We start from the raw sequence: 19,123 nt of genomic DNA on the forward strand, positions 1-19,123 counted from the left end.
TGGCCCGCGTGGTGTAACCACAAGAGGGGCCGGAGAATCTCCGGCCCCTCTTGTGCGGTGGTTACTTGACGGAACCGCCCGCAGCCACGATCTTCTGCTCGGCAGAACCCGAGACCTTGTCGACCGCGACGGTGAGCTTGACGGCGATGTCGCCGTTTCCGAGAACCTTGACCTTCTCGTTCTTGCGAACGGCACCCTTGGCGACCAGGTCGGTGACGGTGACGTCTCCGCCCTTCGGGTACAGCTCGGCGAGCTTCTCCAGGTTCACGACCTGGTACTCGACACGGAACGGGTTCTTGAAACCGCGCAGCTTCGGGGTGCGCATGTGCAGAGGCATCTGCCCACCCTCGAACCCGACGCGAACGGTGTTGCGTGCCTTGGTGCCCTTGGTACCACGACCAGCGGTCTTACCCTTGGAACCCTCACCGCGGCCGACGCGAGTCTTGGCGGTGTTGGATCCGGGGACCGGACGCAGGTGGTGCACCTTCAGCACGCCGGGGCGGGATGCCGGAGCATCCTTCTTCGGCGCAGCCTTCTTGGCGGCGGGCTTCTTGGCAGGAGCGTCAGCCTTGGCGTCGGCAGCGGCGGTCTTGGCCGGCGCCTTCTTCGCGGCGGGCTTCTTCTCTGCCGTCTTCTTCTCAGCAGCAGCCTTGGGAGCGGCAGCCTTCTTCGGGGCCTTCTTCTCGGCCTCGACGGCGTCGTTCTTCTCAGCCATTAGTCGATCTCCTCAACCTTGACGAGGTGGGCGACGGTCTTGACGTAACCGCGCGTCTGCGCGTCGTCGGGGCGCACGGTGCTGTCACCGATGCGCTTCAGACCGAGGCTGCGCAGCGTGTCACGCTGGTTCTGCTTCTCGCTCACCTTGGACTTGACCTGCGTGACCTTGAGGCGCGAAGCCATCAGGCACCTACCTTCTGTGCGGCGATGGCGTCGGCCTCCGCACGGACGAGACGCGCCGGAGCAACCTGGTCGAACTCGAGGCCACGACGTGCGGCGACCGCACGGGGCTCCTCGAGCTGCTTCAGGGCAGCGACGGTCGCGTGCACGATGTTGATCGTGTTCGACGAACCGAGCGACTTCGACAGCACGTCGTGGATACCGGCGCACTCGAGTACGGCGCGGACGGGACCACCGGCGATGACACCGGTACCGGCGGCAGCCGGACGCAGCAGCACGACACCGGCGGCTGCCTCACCCTGCACGGGGTGCGGGATGGTGCTGCCGACGCGCGGAACGCGGAAGAAGTTGCGCTTGGCCTCTTCGACACCCTTCGAGATCGCCAGAGGGACCTCGCGAGCCTTGCCGTAGCCGACGCCCACCAGACCGTTGCCGTCGCCGACGACCACGAGAGCGGTGAAGCTGAAGCGACGACCACCCTTCACGACCTTCGAGACGCGGTTGATGGTGACGACGCGCTCCAGGAACTGGTTGTCGCCACGGTCGCGCGAGTTGCGGTCACGACCGCCACCCTGGTTGCGATCGCGACCGCCACCACGGCGGCCCTCGCGAGCAGGCTCGGCCTGGGTCGTGCCGGCGGCCGTCTCAGAGACGACCGGGGCCGTCTCGGGAGCGGCAGCAGCCGTTTCGGTCACTTCATTCTCCTTGTTGTCACTCACAGTGCCAGACCCCCTTCGCGGGCGCCGTCGGCGATGGCGGCGACACGACCGGCGTAGCGGTTGCCGCCACGGTCGAACACTGCCTCGGAAACGCCTGCGGCCTTCGCGCGCTCGGCGAGGAGCTCGCCGACCTTGCGAGCCTTGGCGGTCTTGTCACCCTCGAGCGAGCGCAGGTCGGTCTCGAGCGTCGAAGCCGACGCCACGGTGTGACCCTTGCTGTCGTCGACCAGCTGCACGAAGACGTGGCGGGCCGAACGGTTGACGACGAGGCGCGGACGCACCTCGGTGCCGACGACCTTCTTGCGAAGGCGGGCGTGACGACGCGCGCGGGCGTCAGACTTTGACTTGAGAGCCATGGTTACTTACCACTCTTTCCGGCCTTGCGACGCACGTTCTCGCCGGCGTAGCGCACACCCTTGCCCTTGTACGGCTCGGGCTTGCGGATCTTGCGGATGTTGGCAGCTGCCTCGCCGACAGCCTGCTTGTCGATCCCGCTGACGGTGAGCTTGTTGGTGCCCTCGACCGTGAGCGTGATGCCGGCGGGCGGCTCGATCAGGACCGGGTGCGAGAAGCCGAGGGCGAACTCGACCGAGCTCCCCTTCTGCGCGACGCGGTAACCGGTTCCGACGACCTCGAGACCCTTGGTGTAGCCCTGGGTCACGCCGATGATGTTGTTGTTGATGAGCGTGCGGGTCAGGCCGTGAAGCGACCGCGACTCGCGCTCGTCGTCGGGACGGGAGACCAGAACCTGGTTCTCCTCGACCGCGACCTCGATGGGGCTGGCCACCGTGAGGGTGAGTTCACCCTTGGGGCCCTTCACCGCGACCTCACGGCCGTCGACCGAAACGGTGACGCCCGCAGGCACGTCGATGGGAAGTCGTCCAATACGCGACATGAGGGATTACCACACGTAGGCGAGAACTTCTCCGCCCACGCCCTTCTGCTCAGCCTGACGGTCGGTGAGAAGACCGGAGGAAGTGGACAGGATGGCCACGCCGAGGCCGCCGAGCACCTTGGGGAGCTCCGTGGACTTCGCGTACACGCGGAGGCCGGGCTTCGAGACACGCTTGATGCCTGCGATCGAGCGCTCGCGGTTCGGGCCGTACTTCAGCGACAGCGTGAGGTTCTTCCCGACGCGAGCGTCAGAGGTCTCCCAGCCGGCGATGTAGCCCTCCTGCTGGAGGATCTCGGCGATGTGCGTCTTGAGCTTGCTCGACGGCAGGGTCACGGAATCGTGGTGCGCCGAGTTCGCGTTACGCAGACGGGTCAGCAGATCTGCGACCGGGTCTGTCATTGTCATTGTTGTTTTCCTTTGTTCATGAGGTTCCGGCTGCCGTTACACGACAGACGGCCTGCGATGACACGCAATCTTCAATTGTACGTGCAGACCGACGGGCTCAGTGACCAGTGACCACTGAGCCCGTCGAAGGCTTACGCCTGTGCGTCGTCCGCGCGGAACGGGAAGCCGAGGTGGCGGAGCAGAGCCCGACCCTCGTCATCCGTCTTCGCGGTGGTGACGACAGTGATGTCGAAACCGCGAACGCGGTCGATCTTGTCCTGATCGATCTCGTGGAACACGCTCTGCTCCTGGAGACCGAAGGTGTAGTTCCCGTTGCCGTCGAACTGCTTGGGCGACAGGCCGCGGAAGTCGCGGATGCGAGGCAGCGCGAGCGAGACCAGGCGGTCCACGAACTCCCACGCGCGGTCACCGCGGAGGGTGACGTGCGCGCCGATGGCCTGGCCCTCGCGCAGCTTGAACTGCGCGATGGACTTGCGGGCCTTCGTCACGATCGGCTTCTGGCCGGTGATCTTGGTGAGATCGTCGACCGCACCATCGATCACCTTGCTGTCACGGGCCGCTTCACCGACACCGGTGTTCACGACGACCTTGACCAGTCCGGGGATCTGCATGACGTTCGAGTAACCGAACTCTTCCTGCAGTGCCTTCTTGATATCGGTGTTGTACTTCTGCTTCAGGCGCGGCTGGATCTTGCCAGCCGGCGCGGCAGTGTCGGTGCTCATCAGAGGTCCTTACCGCTCTTCTTCGCGAAGCGCACGCGGACGGTGCGCTTGACGCCGTCCTTGGTCTGCTCCTCGACCCGGTGGCCGACCTTGGTCGGCTTCTTGGTCGAGGGGTCGACGACTGCGACGTTCGAGATGTGGATGGAGGCCTCGACGGTCTCGAGGCCACCGGTCTTCGTGCCACGCTGCGTCTGTCCGACGCGGGTGTGCTTGGTGACGTAGTTCACGCCTTCGACGATGACGCGGTTCTTCTCGGCGAGGACCTCGAGGACCTTGCCCTGCTTACCGCGATCGCCGCCACGCTCCTGCGTCGCACCGGTGATGACCTGAACCAGGTCACCCTTCTTGATCTTCGCCATGACTTAAATAACCTCCGGCGCGAGCGAGACGATCTTCATGAACTTCTTGTCGCGAAGCTCACGACCGACCGGTCCGAAGATACGGGTGCCGCGGGGCTCCCCGTCGGTCTTCAGGATGACGGCGGCGTTCTCGTCGAACTTGATGTACGAACCGTCGGAACGGCGCGTCTCCTTCTTGGTGCGGACGATGACCGCCTTGACGACGTCGCCCTTCTTGACGTTGCCGCCCGGGATCGCGTCCTTGACAGTCGCGACGATGGTGTCGCCCAGCCCCGCGTAACGGCGCTTGGAGCCGCCGAGAACACGGATGGTGAGCAGTTCCTTGGCGCCGGTGTTGTCGGCGACCTTGAGGCGGGACTCCTGCTGGATCACTTGGCCTTCTCCAGAATCTCCACCAGACGCCAGCGCTTCGTGGCGCTGAGCGGGCGGGTCTCGTTGATCAGGACCAGGTCGCCGATGCCGGCGGTGTTCGCCTCATCGTGCGCCTTGACCTTCGAGGTGCGGCGGATGACCTTGCCGTAAAGCGGGTGCTTCACGCGGTCTTCGACCTCGACCACGATGGTCTTGTCCATCTTGTCGCTGACGACATAGCCGCGACGGGTCTTGCGGTAACCGCGGGCCGCCTCGTCGCGCACGTCATGTGCGGACGACTCGTGTCCTGCGGCCTGCGTCTCCACAGTCGCTTCCTTCTTGGTGGCCATCACTCAGCCTCTTCCTTCACGGCGTCGTCAGCGGCATCCGCTTTCTTCGCCTTCGACTTGGTCGCCTTCTTGGCCGGAGCCTCGACCGGAGCGGGCGTCGCACGGATGCCCAGCTCGCGTTCGCGGATCACGGTGTAGAGGCGCGCGATGTCGCGCTTGACGGCGCGGATGCGGCCGTGGCTCTCCAGCTGGCCGGTGGCCGACTGGAAACGGAGGTTGAACAGCTCCTCCTTGGCCTTACGCAGCTCCTCAACGAGGCGCTGGTCTTCGAACGTGTCGAGCTCTGCCGGAGCGAGCTCCTTGGTGCCGATCGCCATTACGCGTCGCCCTCCTCGCGCTTGATGATGCGTGCCTTGAGCGGCAGCTTGTGAATTGCTCGGGTCAGTGCCTCACGAGCGAGCTGCTCGTCGACACCCGCGACCTCGAAGAGGACGCGGCCCGGCTTGACGTTGGCGACCCACCACTCCGGCGAACCCTTACCGGAACCCATGCGGGTTTCGGCAGGCTTCTTGGTGAGCGGACGGTCCGGGTAGATGTTGATCCACACCTTGCCGCCACGCTTGATGTGACGGGTCATCGCGATACGAGCGGACTCGATCTGACGGTTCGTCACATACGCAGGCGTCAGAGCCTGGATGCCGAACTCGCCGAAGGAGACCTTCGTGCCACCGGTAGCCGCACCATCACGCTTGGGGTGATGCTGCTTGCGGTACTTGACCTTGCGGGGAATAAGCATCAGGCAGACGCTCCTTCTGCAACAGGTGCCTCGTTGCGCGGGGCACGACGACGGTCGCCACCACGGTCGTCACGACGAGCCTTGGGTGCGTTGGCCTGCTCGCGAGCGAGCTCCTTCGCGGTGAGGTCGCCCTTGTAGATCCAGACCTTCACGCCGATGCGGCCGAAGGTGGTCTTCGCCTCGTAGAAGCCGTAGTCGATGTTCGCACGAAGCGTGTGCAGCGGCACACGACCCTCGCGGTAGAACTCCGACCGGCTCATCTCGGCGCCGCCGAGACGGCCGGCGACCTGGATGCGGATGCCCTTGGCGCCTGCGCGCTGCGCACCCTGCATGCCCTTGCGCATCGCACGACGGAAAGCCACACGAGCAGAAAGCTGCTCGGCGACGCCCTGTGCGACGAGCTGAGCGTCAGCCTCGGGGTTCTTGACCTCGAGGATGTTCAGCTGGATCTGCTTGCCCGAGAGCTTCTCGAGGTCGCCGCGGATGCGCTCGGCCTCGGCTCCACGACGACCGATCACGATGCCCGGACGGGCGGTGTGGATGTCGACGCGGACGCGGTCACGGGTGCGCTCGATCTCGATGTTCGAGACACCGGCGCGGTCGAGCTGCGTCTTGAGCAGGTTGCGGATCTTGATGTCTTCGGCCACGTAGTCGGCGTAACGCTGACCCGGCTTCGTCGAGTCAGAGAACCAACGCGAGACGTGGTCCGTCGTGATGCCGAGGCGGAAGCCGTACGGGTTTACCTTCTGTCCCATTACTTGCTCGCCTTCTTCTTGCTGTCGCCCGCAGCGGCCGGAGCCGCCTCAGGCGTCGAGAGCACGACCGTGATGTGGCTCGTGCGCTTCTTGATCTGGAAAGCGCGACCCTGTGCACGGGGCTGGAAACGCTTGAGCGTCGTGCCCTCGTCGACGTAGGCGTTAGCCACGTACAGGTCCTGCTCGTCGAGGAACTCGCCGTCGCGATCCGCCTTGACCTGCGCGTTGGCCATGGCCGACGCGACAAGCTTGTAGATCGGCTCACTGGCGCTCTGCTGTGCGAACTTCAGGATCGCGAGAGCCTCCTGGGCCTGCTTGCCCTTGATGAGCGCGACGACACGACGAGCCTTCTGAGGGGTCACGCGGATGTGTCGCACGCGTGCGATCGATTCGACCATTAGCGGCGCCGCCCCTTCTTGTCGTCCTTCTCGTGGCCGCGGAAGGTGCGGGTGGGCGCGAACTCGCCCAGCTTGTGACCGACCATGGTCTCGGACACGAACACAGGAATGTGCTTGCGTCCGTCGTGGACCGCGATCGTGTGACCCAGCATTGCCGGGATGATCATGGACCGGCGAGACCAGGTCTTGATGACGTTCTTGGTACCGGCTTCGTTCTGCACGACCACCTTGCGAAGCAGGTGATCGTCGACGAAGGGGCCCTTCTTAGACTGCGAGGCATCTTCTCTTACTCCTACTTACGCTTCTTGCCGGCGTTACGACGACGCACGATGTACTTGTCGCTTTCCTTGTTGGCGTGACGGGTACGACCCTCAGCCTGGCCCCAGGGGGTGACGGGGTGACGTCCACCGGACGTCTTGCCCTCTCCACCACCGTGCGGGTGGTCGACCGGGTTCATGGCGACACCACGCACGGTCGGGCGGACGCCCTTCCAGCGCATGCGGCCGGCCTTACCCCAGTTGATGTTCGACTGCTCGGCGTTGCCGACCTCGCCGATGGTCGCGCGGCAGCGCGCATCGACGTTGCGGATCTCGCCCGAGGGCAGACGCAGCTGGGCGAAGTTGCCGTCCTTCGCGACGAGACGCACGGAGGCGCCCGCCGAACGAGCCATCTTCGCGCCGCCACCGGGGCGGAGCTCGATCGCGTGGATGACGGTACCCGTCGGGATGTTCTTCAGCGGGAGGTTGTTGCCCGGCTTGATGTCCGCCCCGGCACCCGACTCGACGACGTCGCCCTGCTTCAGCTTCGCCGGCGCGAGGATGTAGCGCTTCTCGCCGTCGAAGTAGTGCAGCAGCGCGATGCGCGCGGTGCGGTTGGGGTCGTACTCGATGTGAGCGACACGGGCGTCCACGCCGTCCTTGTCATTGCGACGGAAGTCGATGACGCGGTACTGGCGCTTGTGGCCACCACCGATGTGACGGGTCGTGATACGGCCCTGGTTGTTGCGACCACCGGTCTTCGAGAGCGGGCGCAGCAGCGACTTCTCCGGCGTCGATCGGGTGATCTCGGCGAAGTCAGCCACCGACGAGCCGCGACGGCCCGGGGTCGTGGGCTTGTACTTGCGAATAGCCATTATTGTCCTTATCCCCCGGATCAGCCGATTGCCGTGAAGATGTCGATGGTGCCCGATTTCAGGGTGACGATGGCGCGCTTGGTGTCCTTGCGCTTGCCGGTGCCGAAGCGGGTGCGGCGAGCCTTGCCGACGCGGTTGAGGGTGTTGACCCCAGCGACCTTGACGCCGAAGATCTTCTCGATGGCGAGCTTGATCTCGGTCTTCGAAGCGCGCGGGTCGACGAGGAAGGTGTACTTGCCTTCGTCGATGAGCCCGTAGCTCTTCTCGGACACGACCGGCTTCAGGATGATGTCGCGCGGGTCCTTGTTCAGGGCCGTCTGGAGAACAGATGCCTGCTCGCTCATGCGGAGACCTCCTGGTTGGCGCCGGTCTTCCAGGCGACGAAGCCCTCGAGAGCGGCCTGGGTGAAGACGATGTCGTCAGAGACGAGCACGTCGTAGGCGTTGAGCTGGTCGAACGTCAGCACGTGCAGGTTCGACAGGTTGCGAATGCTCTTCAGCGTCACGTCGTCGTTGCGCTCGATCACGACGAGCACGTTCTTCGACGACACGACGTTGGTGAGGAAGCTCACCGCGGTCTTGGTCGAAGGCGCACCGTCGATCCCGAAGGACTCGATGGCGTGGATGCGGTCGCCGCGGAAGCGGTCGCTGAGCGCACCCAGGAGGGCGGCGGCGATCATCTTCTTGGGCGTGCGCTGCGAGTAGTCACGCGGCTTCGGGCCGTGGACGATGCCACCGCCGGTCATGTGCGGCGCGCGGATCGAGCCCTGGCGGGCGTTACCCGTGCCCTTCTGCTTGAAGGGCTTGCGGCCTGCACCGGAGACCTCACCACGACGCTTGGTCGAGTGGGTTCCCTGACGAGCCGCAGCGAGCTGTGCGACGACGACCTGGTGGATGAGCGGGATGTTCGTCTTGACGTCGAACAGAGCGGCGGGAAGCTCGATGGAGCCTGCCTTCTTGCCGTCTGCCTTGAGGACGTCGAGCGCGAGAGTGGAGTCAGCCATGTTCAGGCACCCTTCACTGCGTTGCGGACGTAGACGATGCGGCCACGAGCACCGGGGACGGCGCCCTTGACGAGCAGCAGACCCTTCTCGATGTCGACGGCGTGCACCGTGAGGTTGAGGACGGTCACGCGCTCGCCACCCATACGGCCGGCCATGCGCATGCCCTTGAAGACGCGGCTCGGGGTCGACGATGCGCCGATGGAGCCGGGCTTGCGGTGGTTGCGGTGCGAACCGTGCGATGCCGAGACGCCCTTGAAGTTGTGACGCTTCATGACACCGGCGAAGCCCTTGCCCTTGCTCGTGCCGACGACGTCGACGAGCTGGCCGGCTTCGAACGTGCCGTCGACCGTGAGCTCCTGACCGAGTGAGTAGTCAGCAGCGTCAGCCGTACGGATCTCGGTGACGTGGCGACGCGGCGTGACGCCGGCTGCCTCGAAGTGAGCCGTGAGGGGCTGGTTCACCTTGCGCGGGTCGATCTGGCCGTACGCGATCTGCACGGCGTTGTAGCCGTCCTTCTCGGGGGTACGAACCTGCGTGACCACGTTGGGGGCGAGTTCGATGACGGTGACGGGAATGAGCTTGCCGCTCTCGTTCCACACCTGGGTCATACCGAGCTTGGTGCCCAGCATTCCCTTGGAGATCTTGGAGTTGATGTCAACCATGCCGGGCCTCAGAGCTTGATCTCGATGTTGACATCGGCAGGAAGGTCGAGGCGCATCAGCGAGTCGACGGCCTTGGGCGTCGGGTCGACGATGTCGATCAGACGCTTGTGGGTGCGCATCTCGAAGTGCTCGCGGCTGTCCTTGTACTTGTGCGGCGACCGGATGACGCACACGACGTTCTTCTCGGTCGGAAGCGGCACGGGTCCGACGACGGTCGCGCCCGCACGGGTCACGGTGTCGACGATCTTGCGTGCCGACGAGTCGATGACCTCATGGTCATACGACTTCAGGCGAATGCGGATTTTCTGTCCCGCCATTGTCTGCTCACTCTCTTTAAGCGTCTTACCGACCTGGGCCGGGTGACCCAGGGGCATTGGACGCACGTCGGCGCTGTTCGCGCCTTCGGCACTCGAACGGCTCTTGCGAGTCGATCTGTTGCACCACTGTTCTTGTGTCAGCCGCACGTCGAGGACGTGCGGATGCCGACCTCCGCCGCGCACGGCGAACCTTCTCGGAAGAAGGTGTCGGGGATTTGTCCTGCTACCCGCGGCCTAGAACCCTGCACCGTCCCGGAGGAGGCGCCGTCTATGCACTGCCCTGGCAGTGATCCGTCACACGCACAGCGGAGACGGAATATCGAACCTGTCTATTCTGCCATGCCTGATTTCACTTCTGCAAACCCGGGCGTGTCGCGCCCTCCGCGGGACCGCCGGAAACGGCCGCACGCGGGTCAGAAAGCGGAGGAGAGCGGGGCGAGGCATCCCCATGCCTCGCCCCGCTTGGGGAGGACGTTCAGTGCGAGGGGGCACACCGAACGCGAAGATGCCGGCGTGAAGGGACGCCGGAATCCTCGATCGAGGGCGCGGCGGAGAACCCGCCGCGCAGGCAGGGAGACGCTCAGGCGCACAGAGTGCGCGCGTCGCACGATGATCCCCAAGATCGCTTATCCCCAGTTTGTACGCGGAACCCGCGTGTTTCGGGAGCCGAACCCCTTCGGCATTCCCCGACCGCAAGATCCCCAGGCGGTCTCGAACATCCTACGTGGTCCGAGGCACCGAACGCGAGTCCGCACGACCGGAATATCGGTTGCAAGCAAAAAGCGGCGGCCCACCGTGAGGTGGACCGCCGCTCGAGTCTGCGTCGAGGACTACTCGTTGCCGACAGCCTTGTCGGCTCCGTCGCGGATCTCGTCGATCTTGTCGGCCGCACCGGGAGCGATCTTCTTCGCGAAGTCCGCGACGCCGTCGAGGACCTTGTCGCTGATGTCCTCGGCCTGGTCGCTCTTGACGGCCTCGGCGATCTTGTCCTTGTTCTGCTCGTACAGGTCCTTGCCCTTGTTGACCGCGTCCTCGATGCCCATGATGTCCCCTTCTGAGGTGTGTGCTGCCGGCCCAGTGCGGCCGACTCCACTCATTGTGCCCGCACGCACGGGGAAACGGAACCTCTGCGTCGTCGCGTTAACGACAGAGGGGCCGGACCCGAAGGTCCGACCCCTCTGCGAGGAAGCAGATGCTTACTTGATGATCTTCGTGACCGTACCGGCGCCGACGGTGCGTCCACCCTCACGGATGGCGAAGCCGAGGCCCTCTTCCATGGCGATCGGCTGGATCAGCTCGACCGTCACGTCAGTGGTGTCGCCGGGCATGACCATCTCGGTGCCCTCGGGCAGCGTGATGACGCCGGTGACGTCGGTGGTGCGGAAGTAGAACTGCGGGCGGTAGTTCGTGTAGAAGGGGTTGTGACGCCCACCCTCGTCCTTGGACAGGATGTACGCGGTGCCCGCGAAGTCGGTGTGCGGCGTGACCGAACCCGGCTTGACGATGACCTGACCGCGCTCGACGTCCTCACGCTTCGTGCCACGGAGCAGGAGACCGCAGTTCTCGCCGGCCCATGCCTCGTCGAGCTGCTTGTGGAACATCTCGATACCCGTGACCGTGGTCTTGACGGTCGGACGCAGTCCGACGATCTCGACCTCGGAGTTGATGGCCAGCGTGCCACGCTCGGCGCGGCCCGTGACGACGGTTCCACGACCGGTGATCGTGAAGACGTCCTCGACCGGCATCAGGAACGGCTTGTCCTTGTCGCGCACGGGGTCCGGAACGTGCTCGTCGACGGCCTCCATGAGGTCGAGGATCGACTGCGTCCACTTCTCGTCGCCCTCGAGGGCCTTGAGAGCGGAGACACGCACGACAGGAGCGTCCTCAGCGAAGCCCTGCGAGGCGAGCAGCTCGGAGACCTCGAGCTCGACGAGCTCCAGGATCTCTTCGTCGTCGACCATGTCGGCCTTGTTCAGCGCGACCAGCAGGTACGGCACGCCGACCTGCTTGGCGAGCAGAACGTGCTCACGCGTCTGAGCCATCGGGCCGTCGGTGGCGGCGACCACGAGGATCGCGCCGTCCATCTGAGCAGCACCGGTGATCATGTTCTTGACGTAGTCGGCGTGGCCGGGGGCGTCAACGTGCGCGTAGTGGCGCTTGGGGGTCTCGTACTCGATGTGCGAGATGTTGATGGTGATTCCACGCTGGCGCTCTTCCGGCGCCGAGTCGATGGAAGCGAAGTCGCGCTGCACGTTGGTGTCAGACGGGAACTTGTCAGCAAGCACCTTCGAGATCGCTGCGGAGAGCGTGGTCTTGCCGTGGTCAACGTGACCGATGGTTCCGATGTTGACGTGCGGCTTGGTCCGCTCGAACTTGGCCTTAGCCACTAGGTCCTCCTCAGGACGTCATGTAGAGGTTGCCGGGCACTGGTTTGCGACCGGTTCTCTACGGGTGTGAATCTCAGTTTAGTAGAGAGGGAATGTGAAGTTGTAGGGGACCTGGGAGCCGGCCCTTCGACAGGCTCAGGAGTAACCCGACTCCCAGGAAGATGACTACTCGCCGCCCTGGTGCTTCTGGACGATCTCGTCGGCCACCGCGCGGGGAACCTCAGCGTAGCTGTTGAACTCCATCGAGTACACGGCGCGACCCGAGGTCTTCGAGCGCAGGTCGCCGATGTAGCCGAACATCTCGGACAGCGGGACGTGCGCACGGACGACCTTGACGCCGGCGGCGTCCTCCATCGACTGGATCTGGCCACGACGCGAGTTCAGGTCGCCGATGACGTCGCCCATGTACTCCTCAGGAGTACGCACCTCGACCGCCATCAGCGGCTCGAGGAGCACGGGGTTCGCCCGACGAAGAGCTTCCTTGAATCCCATGGAACCAGCGATCTTGAACGCCATCTCCGAGGAGTCGACGTCGTGAGCGGCACCATCGACGATGGTCGCCTTCACGCCGACGATCGGGTAGCCGGCGAGCACGCCGACGTTCATCCCGTCCTGGAAACCGGCATCGATCGAGCCGATGTACTCACGCGGGATGCGACCACCGGTGACGGCGTTCACGAACTCGTAGGTCTTCTCGGAGTCCAGGTCCAGCGGCTCGATGGTGAACTGGATCTTCGCGAACTGACCCGAACCACCGGTCTGCTTCTTGTGCGTGTAGTCGTGCTTCTCGACGGCCTTCTTGATCGTCTCGCGGTAGGCCACCTGGGGCTTGCCGACGTTCGCCTCGACGTTGAACTCGCGCTTCATGCGGTCGACGAGGATGTCGAGGTGCAGCTCGCCCATGCCCTTGATGGTCGTCTGACCGGTCTCGGGGTTGAGCTCCGTGCGGAAGGTCGGGTCCTCCTCAGCGAGCTTCTGGATGGCGACACCCAGCTTCTCCTGGTCGGCCTTGGTCTTCGGCTCGATGGCGACCTCGATCACCGGCTCCGGGAACGTCATCGATTCGAGGACGACCGGGTGGGCCGGGTCGGTCAGGGTGTCACCGGTGGTGGTGTCCTTCAGACCGATGACCGCGTAGATGTTGCCGGCGGTGACCGAGGGGACCGGGATCTCCTTGTTGGCGTGCATCTGGAAGATCTTCCCGATGCGCTCCTTCTTGCCCTTGGTCGAGTTGATGACCGGCGCGCCGGAGTCGAGGTGACCCGAGTAGACGCGGACGTAGGTCAGACGACCGAAGAACGGGTGCACCGCGACCTTGAACGCGAGAGCCGCGAACGGGTCCTTCGCGTCGGGGTGACGCTCGATGATCGTGTCGTAGTCCTTGGGGTCGTGCGCCTCGATCGAGCCCACGTCGAGCGGGTTCGGGAGGTAGTCCACGACAGCGTCGAGCATCGGCTGCACGCCGCGGTTCTTGAACGCCGAGCCGCAGAGGACCGGGTAGATCTCGGAAGCGACGGTGAGCTTGCGGATCGCGCCCTTGATCTCGGCGACCGTGAGCTCCTCGCCACCGAAGAACTTCTCGAGCAGCGCGTCGTCGGTCTCGGCGACGGTCTCGAGGAGGGTCTGACGGTACTCGTCGGCCTTCTCCTTGAGGTCGGCCGGGATCTCCTGGATGTCGTAGGAGGCTCCCATGGTCACATCACCCTTGGAGTCACCCGCCCAGACGAGCGCACGCATCTCGACGAGGTCGACGACACCGATGAAGTCGTTCTCCGCACCGATGGGCAGCTGGATGACCAGCGGCTTGGCGCCGAGACGGTTGATGATCGTGTCGACCGTGAAGTAGAAGTCCGCGCCGAGCTTGTCCATCTTGTTGACGAAGCAGATACGGGGGACGTTGTACTTGTCGGCCTGACGCCACACGGTCTCGGACTGGGGCTCGACGCCCTCCTTGCCGTCGAAGACGGCGACGGCACCGTCGAGGACGCGGAGCGAGCGCTCCACCTCGACCGTGAAGTCCACGTGACCGGGGGTGTCGATGATGTTGATCTGGTTCTTGTCCCAGTAGCAGGTCACGGCGGCAGACGTGATCGTGATGCCGCGCTCCTTCTCCTGTTCCATCCAGTCGGTGGTCGAGGCGCCATCGTGCGTCTCGCCGAGCTTGTGGTTGACGCCCGTGTAGAACAGGATGCGCTCGGTCGTCGTCGTCTTGCCGGCATCGATGTGCGCCATGATGCCGATGTTGCGGACCTTGCTCAGGTCGGTGAGCACGTCTTGTGCCACAGGAGTGTCCTTATCTTTTCGTGCAGGGGTACTGCGCGGAGGGGGTGCCCGCTCCCGGCGCTCGGCCGGGAGCGGGCGAAGTGTTTACCAGCGGTAGTGAGCGAACGCGCGGTTCGACTCGGCCATCTTGTGGGTGTCCTCGCGGCGCTTGACCGCGGCTCCCAGGCCGTTCGACGCGTCGAGGATCTCGTTCTGGAGACGCTCGGTCATCGTCTTCTCACGACGACCCTTGGCGTAGCTCACGAGCCAGCGCAGCGCGAGGGTGTTCGCGCGGTGCGGCTTGACTTCGATCGGCACCTGGTAGGTCGAGCCACCGACGCGACGGCTGCGGACCTCGAGAGTCGGGCGCACGTTGTCGAGCGCCTTCTTCAGGGTGGCGACGGCGTCCTGGCCGCCGTTCTTCGCCTCGACACCGCTGAGGGCGCCGTAGACGATGGCCTCGGCGATCGACTTCTTGCCGTCGACGAGGATCTTGTTCACCAGCGAGGTGACGATCGGCGCGCCGTATACCGGGTCGTTGACCACGGGGCGCTTGGGGGCGGGACCCTTACGAGGCATCTAACTCAACCCTTCTTCGCGCCGTAGCGGGAACGAGCCTGCTTACGGTTCTTGACAGCCTGGGTGTCCAGGGCGCCGCGGACGATCTTGTAACGCACACCGGGGAGGTCCTTGACACGACCGCCGCGGACGAGCACCAGCGAGTGCTCCTGCAGGTTGTGGCCCTCACCGGGGATGTAGGCCGTGACCTCGGTCCCGTTGCGGAGCTTCACACGAGCGACCTTGCGCATCGCCGAGTTCGGCTTCTTCGGGGTGGTGGTGTAGACGCGGGTGCATACCCCGGCCTGCTGCGGGTTCGACTTCAGGGCGGGCGTCTTGGTCTTGGTGACCTTCGGCGAGCGACCCTTGCGAACCAACTGCTGAATGGTTGGCACGTTCTCTCCTCATAGTGCTGCACGGTGACAGCGTGATGGGTTTCACATCATGCCCCACCGGCACGCCGGAATCGGCGCGCTTTTTGTGTGGTGGGTATGCCGTGGAGGCGGACCGGCAAGGTGCCGACGCCCGGTGCGCACGTCAAGACGTGCACACACCTGACCAAGTGTAATGCCGCGTAACCTGACGGTCAAATGGGGACGGATGGCGCAGGCTACGGGGCCTCGGGGTCGAACGGCGAATCGAGGGACTGCGTGAGCTCCGCCAGCAGCGCCTCGATCTGCGGCTCGATGTGCTGCGAGATGGCGGCCTGGATGTACAGCCGATGGCGCAGCAGGATGCCGCAGATCTCGCGGCCGACCATGTTCGCATACTCGTCGGCGAGTGCGACCTCCTGCCGCAGGGCGACCTTGGCCTCCTCCGTCAGCGGCGGGAGGGGCGGAAGCTCCTCGGCGGCCTCATCGGCCATCCCGGCGATCGTGAAGAGGAAAGGCGCGCCAGGAACGGGCTCCGGGTCAAGCGGCAGGCCATCGAACTCCGGCTCGAGATTCTCCGCCGGGCGGTAGCTGCGCGCGCGATTGCGAGCCGCCTGCTGATCCAGTTCGCGCTGCAGCATCGGGAGATTGCGGGCGGTGTAGTCGGCGACGGCGTGATCGACGATCGTCTTCATCCGCGTCGAGAGTCCGTGCTGCACACCGTGCGGGGTATTGGCGCCGATCCCTGCGGCGGAGAGGATCGGCGACCCCAGGCAGCGACGGCAGGGCGCGACGCGACCACGATGAGTCGCCGGCTCCCAGCGCGGCACCCAGCGCAGCCAGGCCTCGACGGCCTGGTCGACCTGCGTCTCCAATGAGCGCTCCACCCCACCAGCGTACGGCGCGTCGCCCGCCGCCGCCGCGATTTCCCGCGTCACGGCGGGGCGTCACTCCTCTTCGTCGCGCTCCCACGGCCAGCGTGGCTGCTCGGCGCGCGTGCGCCGCAGCGCGATACCGCCCCACGCGGCGATCGCGGCGGCCAGCACCAGCACGGCGCTCGCACCGCCGCGGACGAGGTCGCCGGCGACCGCCGTGGCGATCACACCGTTGCCGGAGCCGACGAGGACCGCGCCCCACACTCCCCCGAGATGCGCGAGACCTGCGACGAGAGCGATCGCGATCGTGGCGAGGAACGACGGATGCCCGCGCCGGAGCGACGACCACAGCATGAGGGCGAAGCCGATGACCGCGGCCAGCATCCCGGTGACCCCCGGTCCCGGCCCGAGGCCGGGTACCGCGATGATGTCGGCATCCGTCATCACGCTCACGCCTCCCAGCCCGAAGACCGCGAGTGCGAAGAAGCCGACAGTGGCGAGCACCACCGCCAGGACAGCCGAAACCCCCGCGGACTCAGGCCCGCGGGGGTTCGGCGTGGTGGAGGGCGTGATTATCTCGCCAGGGTCGGACCGGCTTCGAGGGTGCGCTCGTATTCACGCTGCGCCTCGGCGTTCTGCTCGGTCTTGCGGGCGCCGTTGCGCGCCACCCAGGCACCGAACCAGATGGTCAGCTCGCGCGCGAAGACGAACGCGGCGATCGCCAGCGGAGCCAGCAGTTGGGTTCCGACGAGCTCGAGCCCCTGGGCCGAGGTGAGCTTCCAGAACGGTGCTTCGAAGAGCTGGCCGAGAATGTTCCCGGCGTAGGCGATGGCTCCGACGAGGATGCCGAAGACCACCCAGAGTCCCCAGCGTCCGCGGTTGATGATCGCCCCGAGCAGCCAGAATCCGAGGAAGAAGACGACGACCGGCGTCCAGAAGCCCCAGGTGACGAGCGGAGCGACCACGGCCTCGCCGATGTTCTCGCCCGTCACGTCACCGGCGAGTGCTGCCAGGCCGAGCGTGGCACCGAGGTAGAGGACGGCGAAGACGACCGTCGCGAGGAGCCCGATCGCACCGGCCGTGCCGCGGTTGCCGCGGTCTCGCGGCGGCTCAGGAGCCTGCACGAAGATCGGCTGCGGTGCCTGCGAGGTCGCGGCGATCAGCGGCTCGGACGGGACGATGCGCGTCTCGGTGTCGTCGGGCGTCGCGCCGTAGGCGCTGCCCGCCACCGTCGAGTCCTCGTAGTCGCGGGCGACAGGGGCGCGGTACTGGTCGTCGGCGGGGGCGCGGTACTCATCGGCCGCCGGAGCGGAGAAGACGGCTGTCGCGTCGGCGTCGGCGTATCGGTCGCTCGCCTCGGTCGGCGTCGTCGATGCGGCGGGAGTCGCGGAGGAGAACAAGCCGGGGTGCTCCCGCTCGGCCTCTTCGAACGCGGCGAGATCAGGGTCTACCGGCGTGCTCGCCGGGGCATCGGCGGCCGCGCCGGGAACGTCCGCACCCGCGGCGGCGGCGGCGTCGAGGCCGGCGTTCGCACTGCCGACGACGTCGTCGACGTCTTCCGGCTTCTCGGGCCTGGGAACCTCGGGGTCACTCATGGGGTGCGCCTCTCATCGGATGTCTGCAGTGTGCAGGCTACCGCCGGGGGTGCGGCCGTTCAGGGAGGCGTGCCGACGTGTCGCCATACGCCCCGCTCTGGCCGGCCTCCGGTCGCCGTGAGGCGGCTCTCGTCAGGGAAGCGCGCTGCGCAGCGCATCTCCGGCGAACTCGGCGAGGAAGGGGAGCATGGGCAGCGACAGCCAGAGCAGGCCGCCGATGATGCCCGCGCAGATCACACCGACGAACCAGCTGAACCCGAGGTTTCGTCCCGCGATCCGTGCCATGCCTCCACGGTACGACGAGCGCGCTGCGCAGGCCGGGCGCAACGCCGGTCAGCGCGCGGCACGACCCCGCAACCGCCAGAGCAGCCACAGACCGGATGCCGGGATGAGCAGCGCACCGAGCACCATCACGCCGAACCAGATCAGGTCATACCACGCGGGCACCAGAGGGTTCATCGCCTCGGGACCCGCGCCGGTGCCGGAGGAGCTGCCGCTGCTGGAGCTCGCGAAGCCGGTCATCGTCATCACCAGCACCGCAGAGACCGTGAAGAGGACGAAGGGCACGACGATGGCCGTGACCTTCTCCCAGGTCTTCCAGAGCGGGCTGAAGCAGACGAGCGCCGCCCCGACGAACCAGCCCAGCACGGGCAGCACGATGCCACCGAAACTCAGGGTCAGCGCCGCGGTGATCGCGAAGCCGCGTGTGCCGGTCGCCGGCGGGCGCGGGGCCGCAGGAGCGGCCACCGGCGTCGCCACGACGTACGCGGGCGCGGGCGGCACCTCGTCCTGCGCTTCTCTCGCAATGTCGATCGGGTCTCCCAGGTGGGCGATCCGGGCGGCCGTCTCATGGGCGTCGAGCCCTTCGAGCTCCTCGACGATGCCTCCGCGGATGTCGGAGGCGACTCCGTGCGGGAGTCCTCGCATTGCCTCGTCGAGCCGTGCGAGGTACTCGTCGCGCAGCTCTTCGGCGGTGGTCTCTGTCATGGTCGTCCCTCTCCGACGATGCCCGTGACGACACGGGCGAATGGGGTCCATTGCACGCGGAAGCGCTCGAGCTGCTCGGTCCCGACATCCGTGAGGCGGTAGTACTTGCGCACCGGTCCGCTCTCGGAGGGCAGGTCGAACGTGCTGACCCACCCGTTGTCGCGGAGTCGGCCGAGCAGGGGGTAGAGCGTTCCGATGCTGGCGATGAGGCCGGCGCGGGTGAGCGCGTCGGCCAGCTGCCAGCCGTACATCGGTTCACGCGCGAGAAGGCCGAGCACGCAGTACTCGACCACTCCCTTGCGCATCTGCGCTCCGACGTCAGCTGTCATGCATCACAAGGTAGCATGCGACGCACGTTACCGCCATCCGCCGACTCGCCCTGACGGG

At 65.9% G+C, this 19,123-nt stretch carries 30 protein-coding genes and 1 pseudogene; all 31 read right to left on the reverse strand.

From position 1 onward, the window contains the following. Positions 1 to 61: 61 nt before the first annotated feature. Positions 62 to 715, reverse strand: a complete 654-nt coding sequence (gene rplO / locus V5D55_RS01235) for a 50S ribosomal protein L15 (protein ID WP_435746864.1) — start codon at positions 713 to 715, stop codon at positions 62 to 64. After that, complete coding sequence (gene rpmD, locus V5D55_RS01240; protein ID WP_046013417.1) at positions 715 to 900, reverse strand: 50S ribosomal protein L30; 186 nt, start codon at positions 898 to 900, stop codon at positions 715 to 717. Before rpmD ends, rplO begins: the two co-directional genes overlap by 1 nt. Beyond that, the gene (gene rpsE / locus V5D55_RS01245; protein WP_435746866.1) at positions 900 to 1,592 is read right to left on the reverse strand and encodes a 30S ribosomal protein S5; all 693 of its coding nucleotides are present in this window, start codon (positions 1,590 to 1,592) and stop codon (positions 900 to 902) included. The genes rpmD and rpsE overlap by 1 nt, the downstream gene beginning before the upstream one ends. 20 nt (positions 1,593 to 1,612) lie before the next feature. Continuing rightward, positions 1,613 to 1,972, reverse strand: coding sequence for a 50S ribosomal protein L18 (gene rplR, locus V5D55_RS01250; RefSeq protein WP_029260926.1), 360 nt, complete (start codon positions 1,970 to 1,972; stop codon positions 1,613 to 1,615). Positions 1,973 to 1,974: 2 nt separating this feature from the next. After that, entirely contained in the window at positions 1,975 to 2,511 is a 537-nt protein-coding gene (rplF, locus tag V5D55_RS01255) for a 50S ribosomal protein L6 (RefSeq protein WP_350351454.1), read from the reverse strand. Between the two features lie 6 nt (positions 2,512 to 2,517). Beyond that, positions 2,518 to 2,916, reverse strand: a complete 399-nt coding sequence (rpsH, locus tag V5D55_RS01260) for a 30S ribosomal protein S8 (RefSeq protein ID WP_046013414.1) — start codon at positions 2,914 to 2,916, stop codon at positions 2,518 to 2,520. A gap of 131 nt (positions 2,917 to 3,047) precedes the next feature. Continuing rightward, positions 3,048 to 3,638: a 50S ribosomal protein L5 gene (gene rplE / locus V5D55_RS01265; RefSeq protein ID WP_307380084.1), complete on the reverse strand. Its 591-nt coding sequence runs from the start codon at positions 3,636 to 3,638 to the stop codon at positions 3,048 to 3,050. After that, positions 3,638 to 3,997, reverse strand: a complete 360-nt coding sequence (gene rplX, locus V5D55_RS01270; protein ID WP_307380082.1) for a 50S ribosomal protein L24 — start codon at positions 3,995 to 3,997, stop codon at positions 3,638 to 3,640. Before rplX ends, rplE begins: the two co-directional genes overlap by 1 nt. Before the next feature lie 3 nt (positions 3,998 to 4,000). Next, complete coding sequence (rplN, locus tag V5D55_RS01275) at positions 4,001 to 4,369, reverse strand: 50S ribosomal protein L14 (RefSeq protein WP_435746870.1); 369 nt, start codon at positions 4,367 to 4,369, stop codon at positions 4,001 to 4,003. Continuing rightward, positions 4,366 to 4,698: a 30S ribosomal protein S17 gene (gene rpsQ / locus V5D55_RS01280; protein WP_435746872.1), complete on the reverse strand. Its 333-nt coding sequence runs from the start codon at positions 4,696 to 4,698 to the stop codon at positions 4,366 to 4,368. The genes rplN and rpsQ overlap by 4 nt, the downstream gene beginning before the upstream one ends. Continuing rightward, positions 4,698 to 5,015: a 50S ribosomal protein L29 gene (gene rpmC, locus V5D55_RS01285; RefSeq protein ID WP_067121112.1), complete on the reverse strand. Its 318-nt coding sequence runs from the start codon at positions 5,013 to 5,015 to the stop codon at positions 4,698 to 4,700. Before rpmC ends, rpsQ begins: the two co-directional genes overlap by 1 nt. Continuing rightward, positions 5,015 to 5,434: a 50S ribosomal protein L16 gene (rplP, locus tag V5D55_RS01290; RefSeq protein ID WP_435746875.1), complete on the reverse strand. Its 420-nt coding sequence runs from the start codon at positions 5,432 to 5,434 to the stop codon at positions 5,015 to 5,017. Before rplP ends, rpmC begins: the two co-directional genes overlap by 1 nt. After that, positions 5,434 to 6,189 carry a 30S ribosomal protein S3 gene (rpsC, locus tag V5D55_RS01295; protein ID WP_307380079.1) on the reverse strand — a complete coding sequence of 252 codons (756 nt, stop codon included), beginning with the start codon at positions 6,187 to 6,189 and terminating at the stop codon, positions 5,434 to 5,436. Before rpsC ends, rplP begins: the two co-directional genes overlap by 1 nt. Continuing rightward, on the reverse strand, positions 6,189 to 6,587 hold the full coding sequence (gene rplV, locus V5D55_RS01300; protein ID WP_116635684.1) for a 50S ribosomal protein L22: 399 nt from the start codon (positions 6,585 to 6,587) through the stop codon (positions 6,189 to 6,191). The genes rpsC and rplV overlap by 1 nt, the downstream gene beginning before the upstream one ends. Further along, positions 6,587 to 6,867, reverse strand: a pseudogene (rpsS, locus tag V5D55_RS01305) (30S ribosomal protein S19). The gene rplV and the pseudogene rpsS overlap by 1 nt, the downstream one beginning before the upstream one ends. Positions 6,868 to 6,879: 12 nt before the next feature. Further along, positions 6,880 to 7,719, reverse strand: a complete 840-nt coding sequence (gene rplB / locus V5D55_RS01310; protein ID WP_435746877.1) for a 50S ribosomal protein L2 — start codon at positions 7,717 to 7,719, stop codon at positions 6,880 to 6,882. 20 nt (positions 7,720 to 7,739) lie between these two features. Then, complete coding sequence (gene rplW, locus V5D55_RS01315) at positions 7,740 to 8,063, reverse strand: 50S ribosomal protein L23 (RefSeq protein WP_017829206.1); 324 nt, start codon at positions 8,061 to 8,063, stop codon at positions 7,740 to 7,742. Next, positions 8,060 to 8,722, reverse strand: a complete 663-nt coding sequence (gene rplD / locus V5D55_RS01320) for a 50S ribosomal protein L4 (RefSeq protein WP_435746880.1) — start codon at positions 8,720 to 8,722, stop codon at positions 8,060 to 8,062. The genes rplW and rplD overlap by 4 nt, the downstream gene beginning before the upstream one ends. 2 nt (positions 8,723 to 8,724) lie before the next feature. Continuing rightward, the gene (gene rplC, locus V5D55_RS01325) at positions 8,725 to 9,384 is read right to left on the reverse strand and encodes a 50S ribosomal protein L3 (protein WP_435746882.1); all 660 of its coding nucleotides are present in this window, start codon (positions 9,382 to 9,384) and stop codon (positions 8,725 to 8,727) included. Between the two features lie 8 nt (positions 9,385 to 9,392). Further along, entirely contained in the window at positions 9,393 to 9,701 is a 309-nt protein-coding gene (gene rpsJ, locus V5D55_RS01330) for a 30S ribosomal protein S10 (RefSeq protein ID WP_030147986.1), read from the reverse strand. Positions 9,702 to 10,531: 830 nt separating this feature from the next. Next, the gene (locus V5D55_RS01335) at positions 10,532 to 10,744 is read right to left on the reverse strand and encodes a hypothetical protein (protein WP_435746884.1); all 213 of its coding nucleotides are present in this window, start codon (positions 10,742 to 10,744) and stop codon (positions 10,532 to 10,534) included. A 153-nt stretch (positions 10,745 to 10,897) separates the two neighbouring features. Further along, positions 10,898 to 12,088, reverse strand: coding sequence for an elongation factor Tu (tuf, locus tag V5D55_RS01340; protein WP_046013402.1), 1,191 nt, complete (start codon positions 12,086 to 12,088; stop codon positions 10,898 to 10,900). Positions 12,089 to 12,253: 165 nt separating this feature from the next. Next, positions 12,254 to 14,371, reverse strand: coding sequence for an elongation factor G (gene fusA, locus V5D55_RS01345; RefSeq protein WP_435746886.1), 2,118 nt, complete (start codon positions 14,369 to 14,371; stop codon positions 12,254 to 12,256). Between the two features lie 84 nt (positions 14,372 to 14,455). Next, positions 14,456 to 14,929, reverse strand: coding sequence for a 30S ribosomal protein S7 (gene rpsG / locus V5D55_RS01350; protein WP_223622188.1), 474 nt, complete (start codon positions 14,927 to 14,929; stop codon positions 14,456 to 14,458). A gap of 5 nt (positions 14,930 to 14,934) precedes the next feature. Continuing rightward, positions 14,935 to 15,303 carry a 30S ribosomal protein S12 gene (rpsL, locus tag V5D55_RS01355; RefSeq protein WP_028502478.1) on the reverse strand — a complete coding sequence of 123 codons (369 nt, stop codon included), beginning with the start codon at positions 15,301 to 15,303 and terminating at the stop codon, positions 14,935 to 14,937. A gap of 215 nt (positions 15,304 to 15,518) precedes the next feature. Next, on the reverse strand, positions 15,519 to 16,166 hold the full coding sequence (locus tag V5D55_RS01360; RefSeq protein WP_435746889.1) for a spermidine/putrescine ABC transporter substrate-binding protein: 648 nt from the start codon (positions 16,164 to 16,166) through the stop codon (positions 15,519 to 15,521). 60 nt (positions 16,167 to 16,226) lie between these two features. After that, complete coding sequence (locus V5D55_RS01365) at positions 16,227 to 16,661, reverse strand: hypothetical protein (RefSeq protein WP_435746891.1); 435 nt, start codon at positions 16,659 to 16,661, stop codon at positions 16,227 to 16,229. Between the two features lie 65 nt (positions 16,662 to 16,726). Next, positions 16,727 to 17,749 carry an ABC transporter gene (locus tag V5D55_RS01370; protein ID WP_435746893.1) on the reverse strand — a complete coding sequence of 341 codons (1,023 nt, stop codon included), beginning with the start codon at positions 17,747 to 17,749 and terminating at the stop codon, positions 16,727 to 16,729. Between the two features lie 132 nt (positions 17,750 to 17,881). Then, positions 17,882 to 18,034 (reverse strand): hypothetical protein, encoded by a 153-nt coding sequence (locus V5D55_RS01375; RefSeq protein WP_435746895.1) that lies wholly within the window; start codon positions 18,032 to 18,034, stop codon positions 17,882 to 17,884. A gap of 48 nt (positions 18,035 to 18,082) precedes the next feature. Further along, complete coding sequence (locus tag V5D55_RS01380) at positions 18,083 to 18,736, reverse strand: HAAS signaling domain-containing protein (RefSeq protein ID WP_435746897.1); 654 nt, start codon at positions 18,734 to 18,736, stop codon at positions 18,083 to 18,085. Next, the gene (locus V5D55_RS01385) at positions 18,733 to 19,065 is read right to left on the reverse strand and encodes a PadR family transcriptional regulator (RefSeq protein WP_435746899.1); all 333 of its coding nucleotides are present in this window, start codon (positions 19,063 to 19,065) and stop codon (positions 18,733 to 18,735) included. The genes V5D55_RS01380 and V5D55_RS01385 overlap by 4 nt, the downstream gene beginning before the upstream one ends. Between the last annotated feature and the right edge of the window lie 58 nt (positions 19,066 to 19,123).

The organism is Microbacterium sp. PMB16 (assembly GCF_051294855.1).
Lineage (GTDB): Bacteria > Actinomycetota > Actinomycetes > Actinomycetales > Microbacteriaceae > Microbacterium.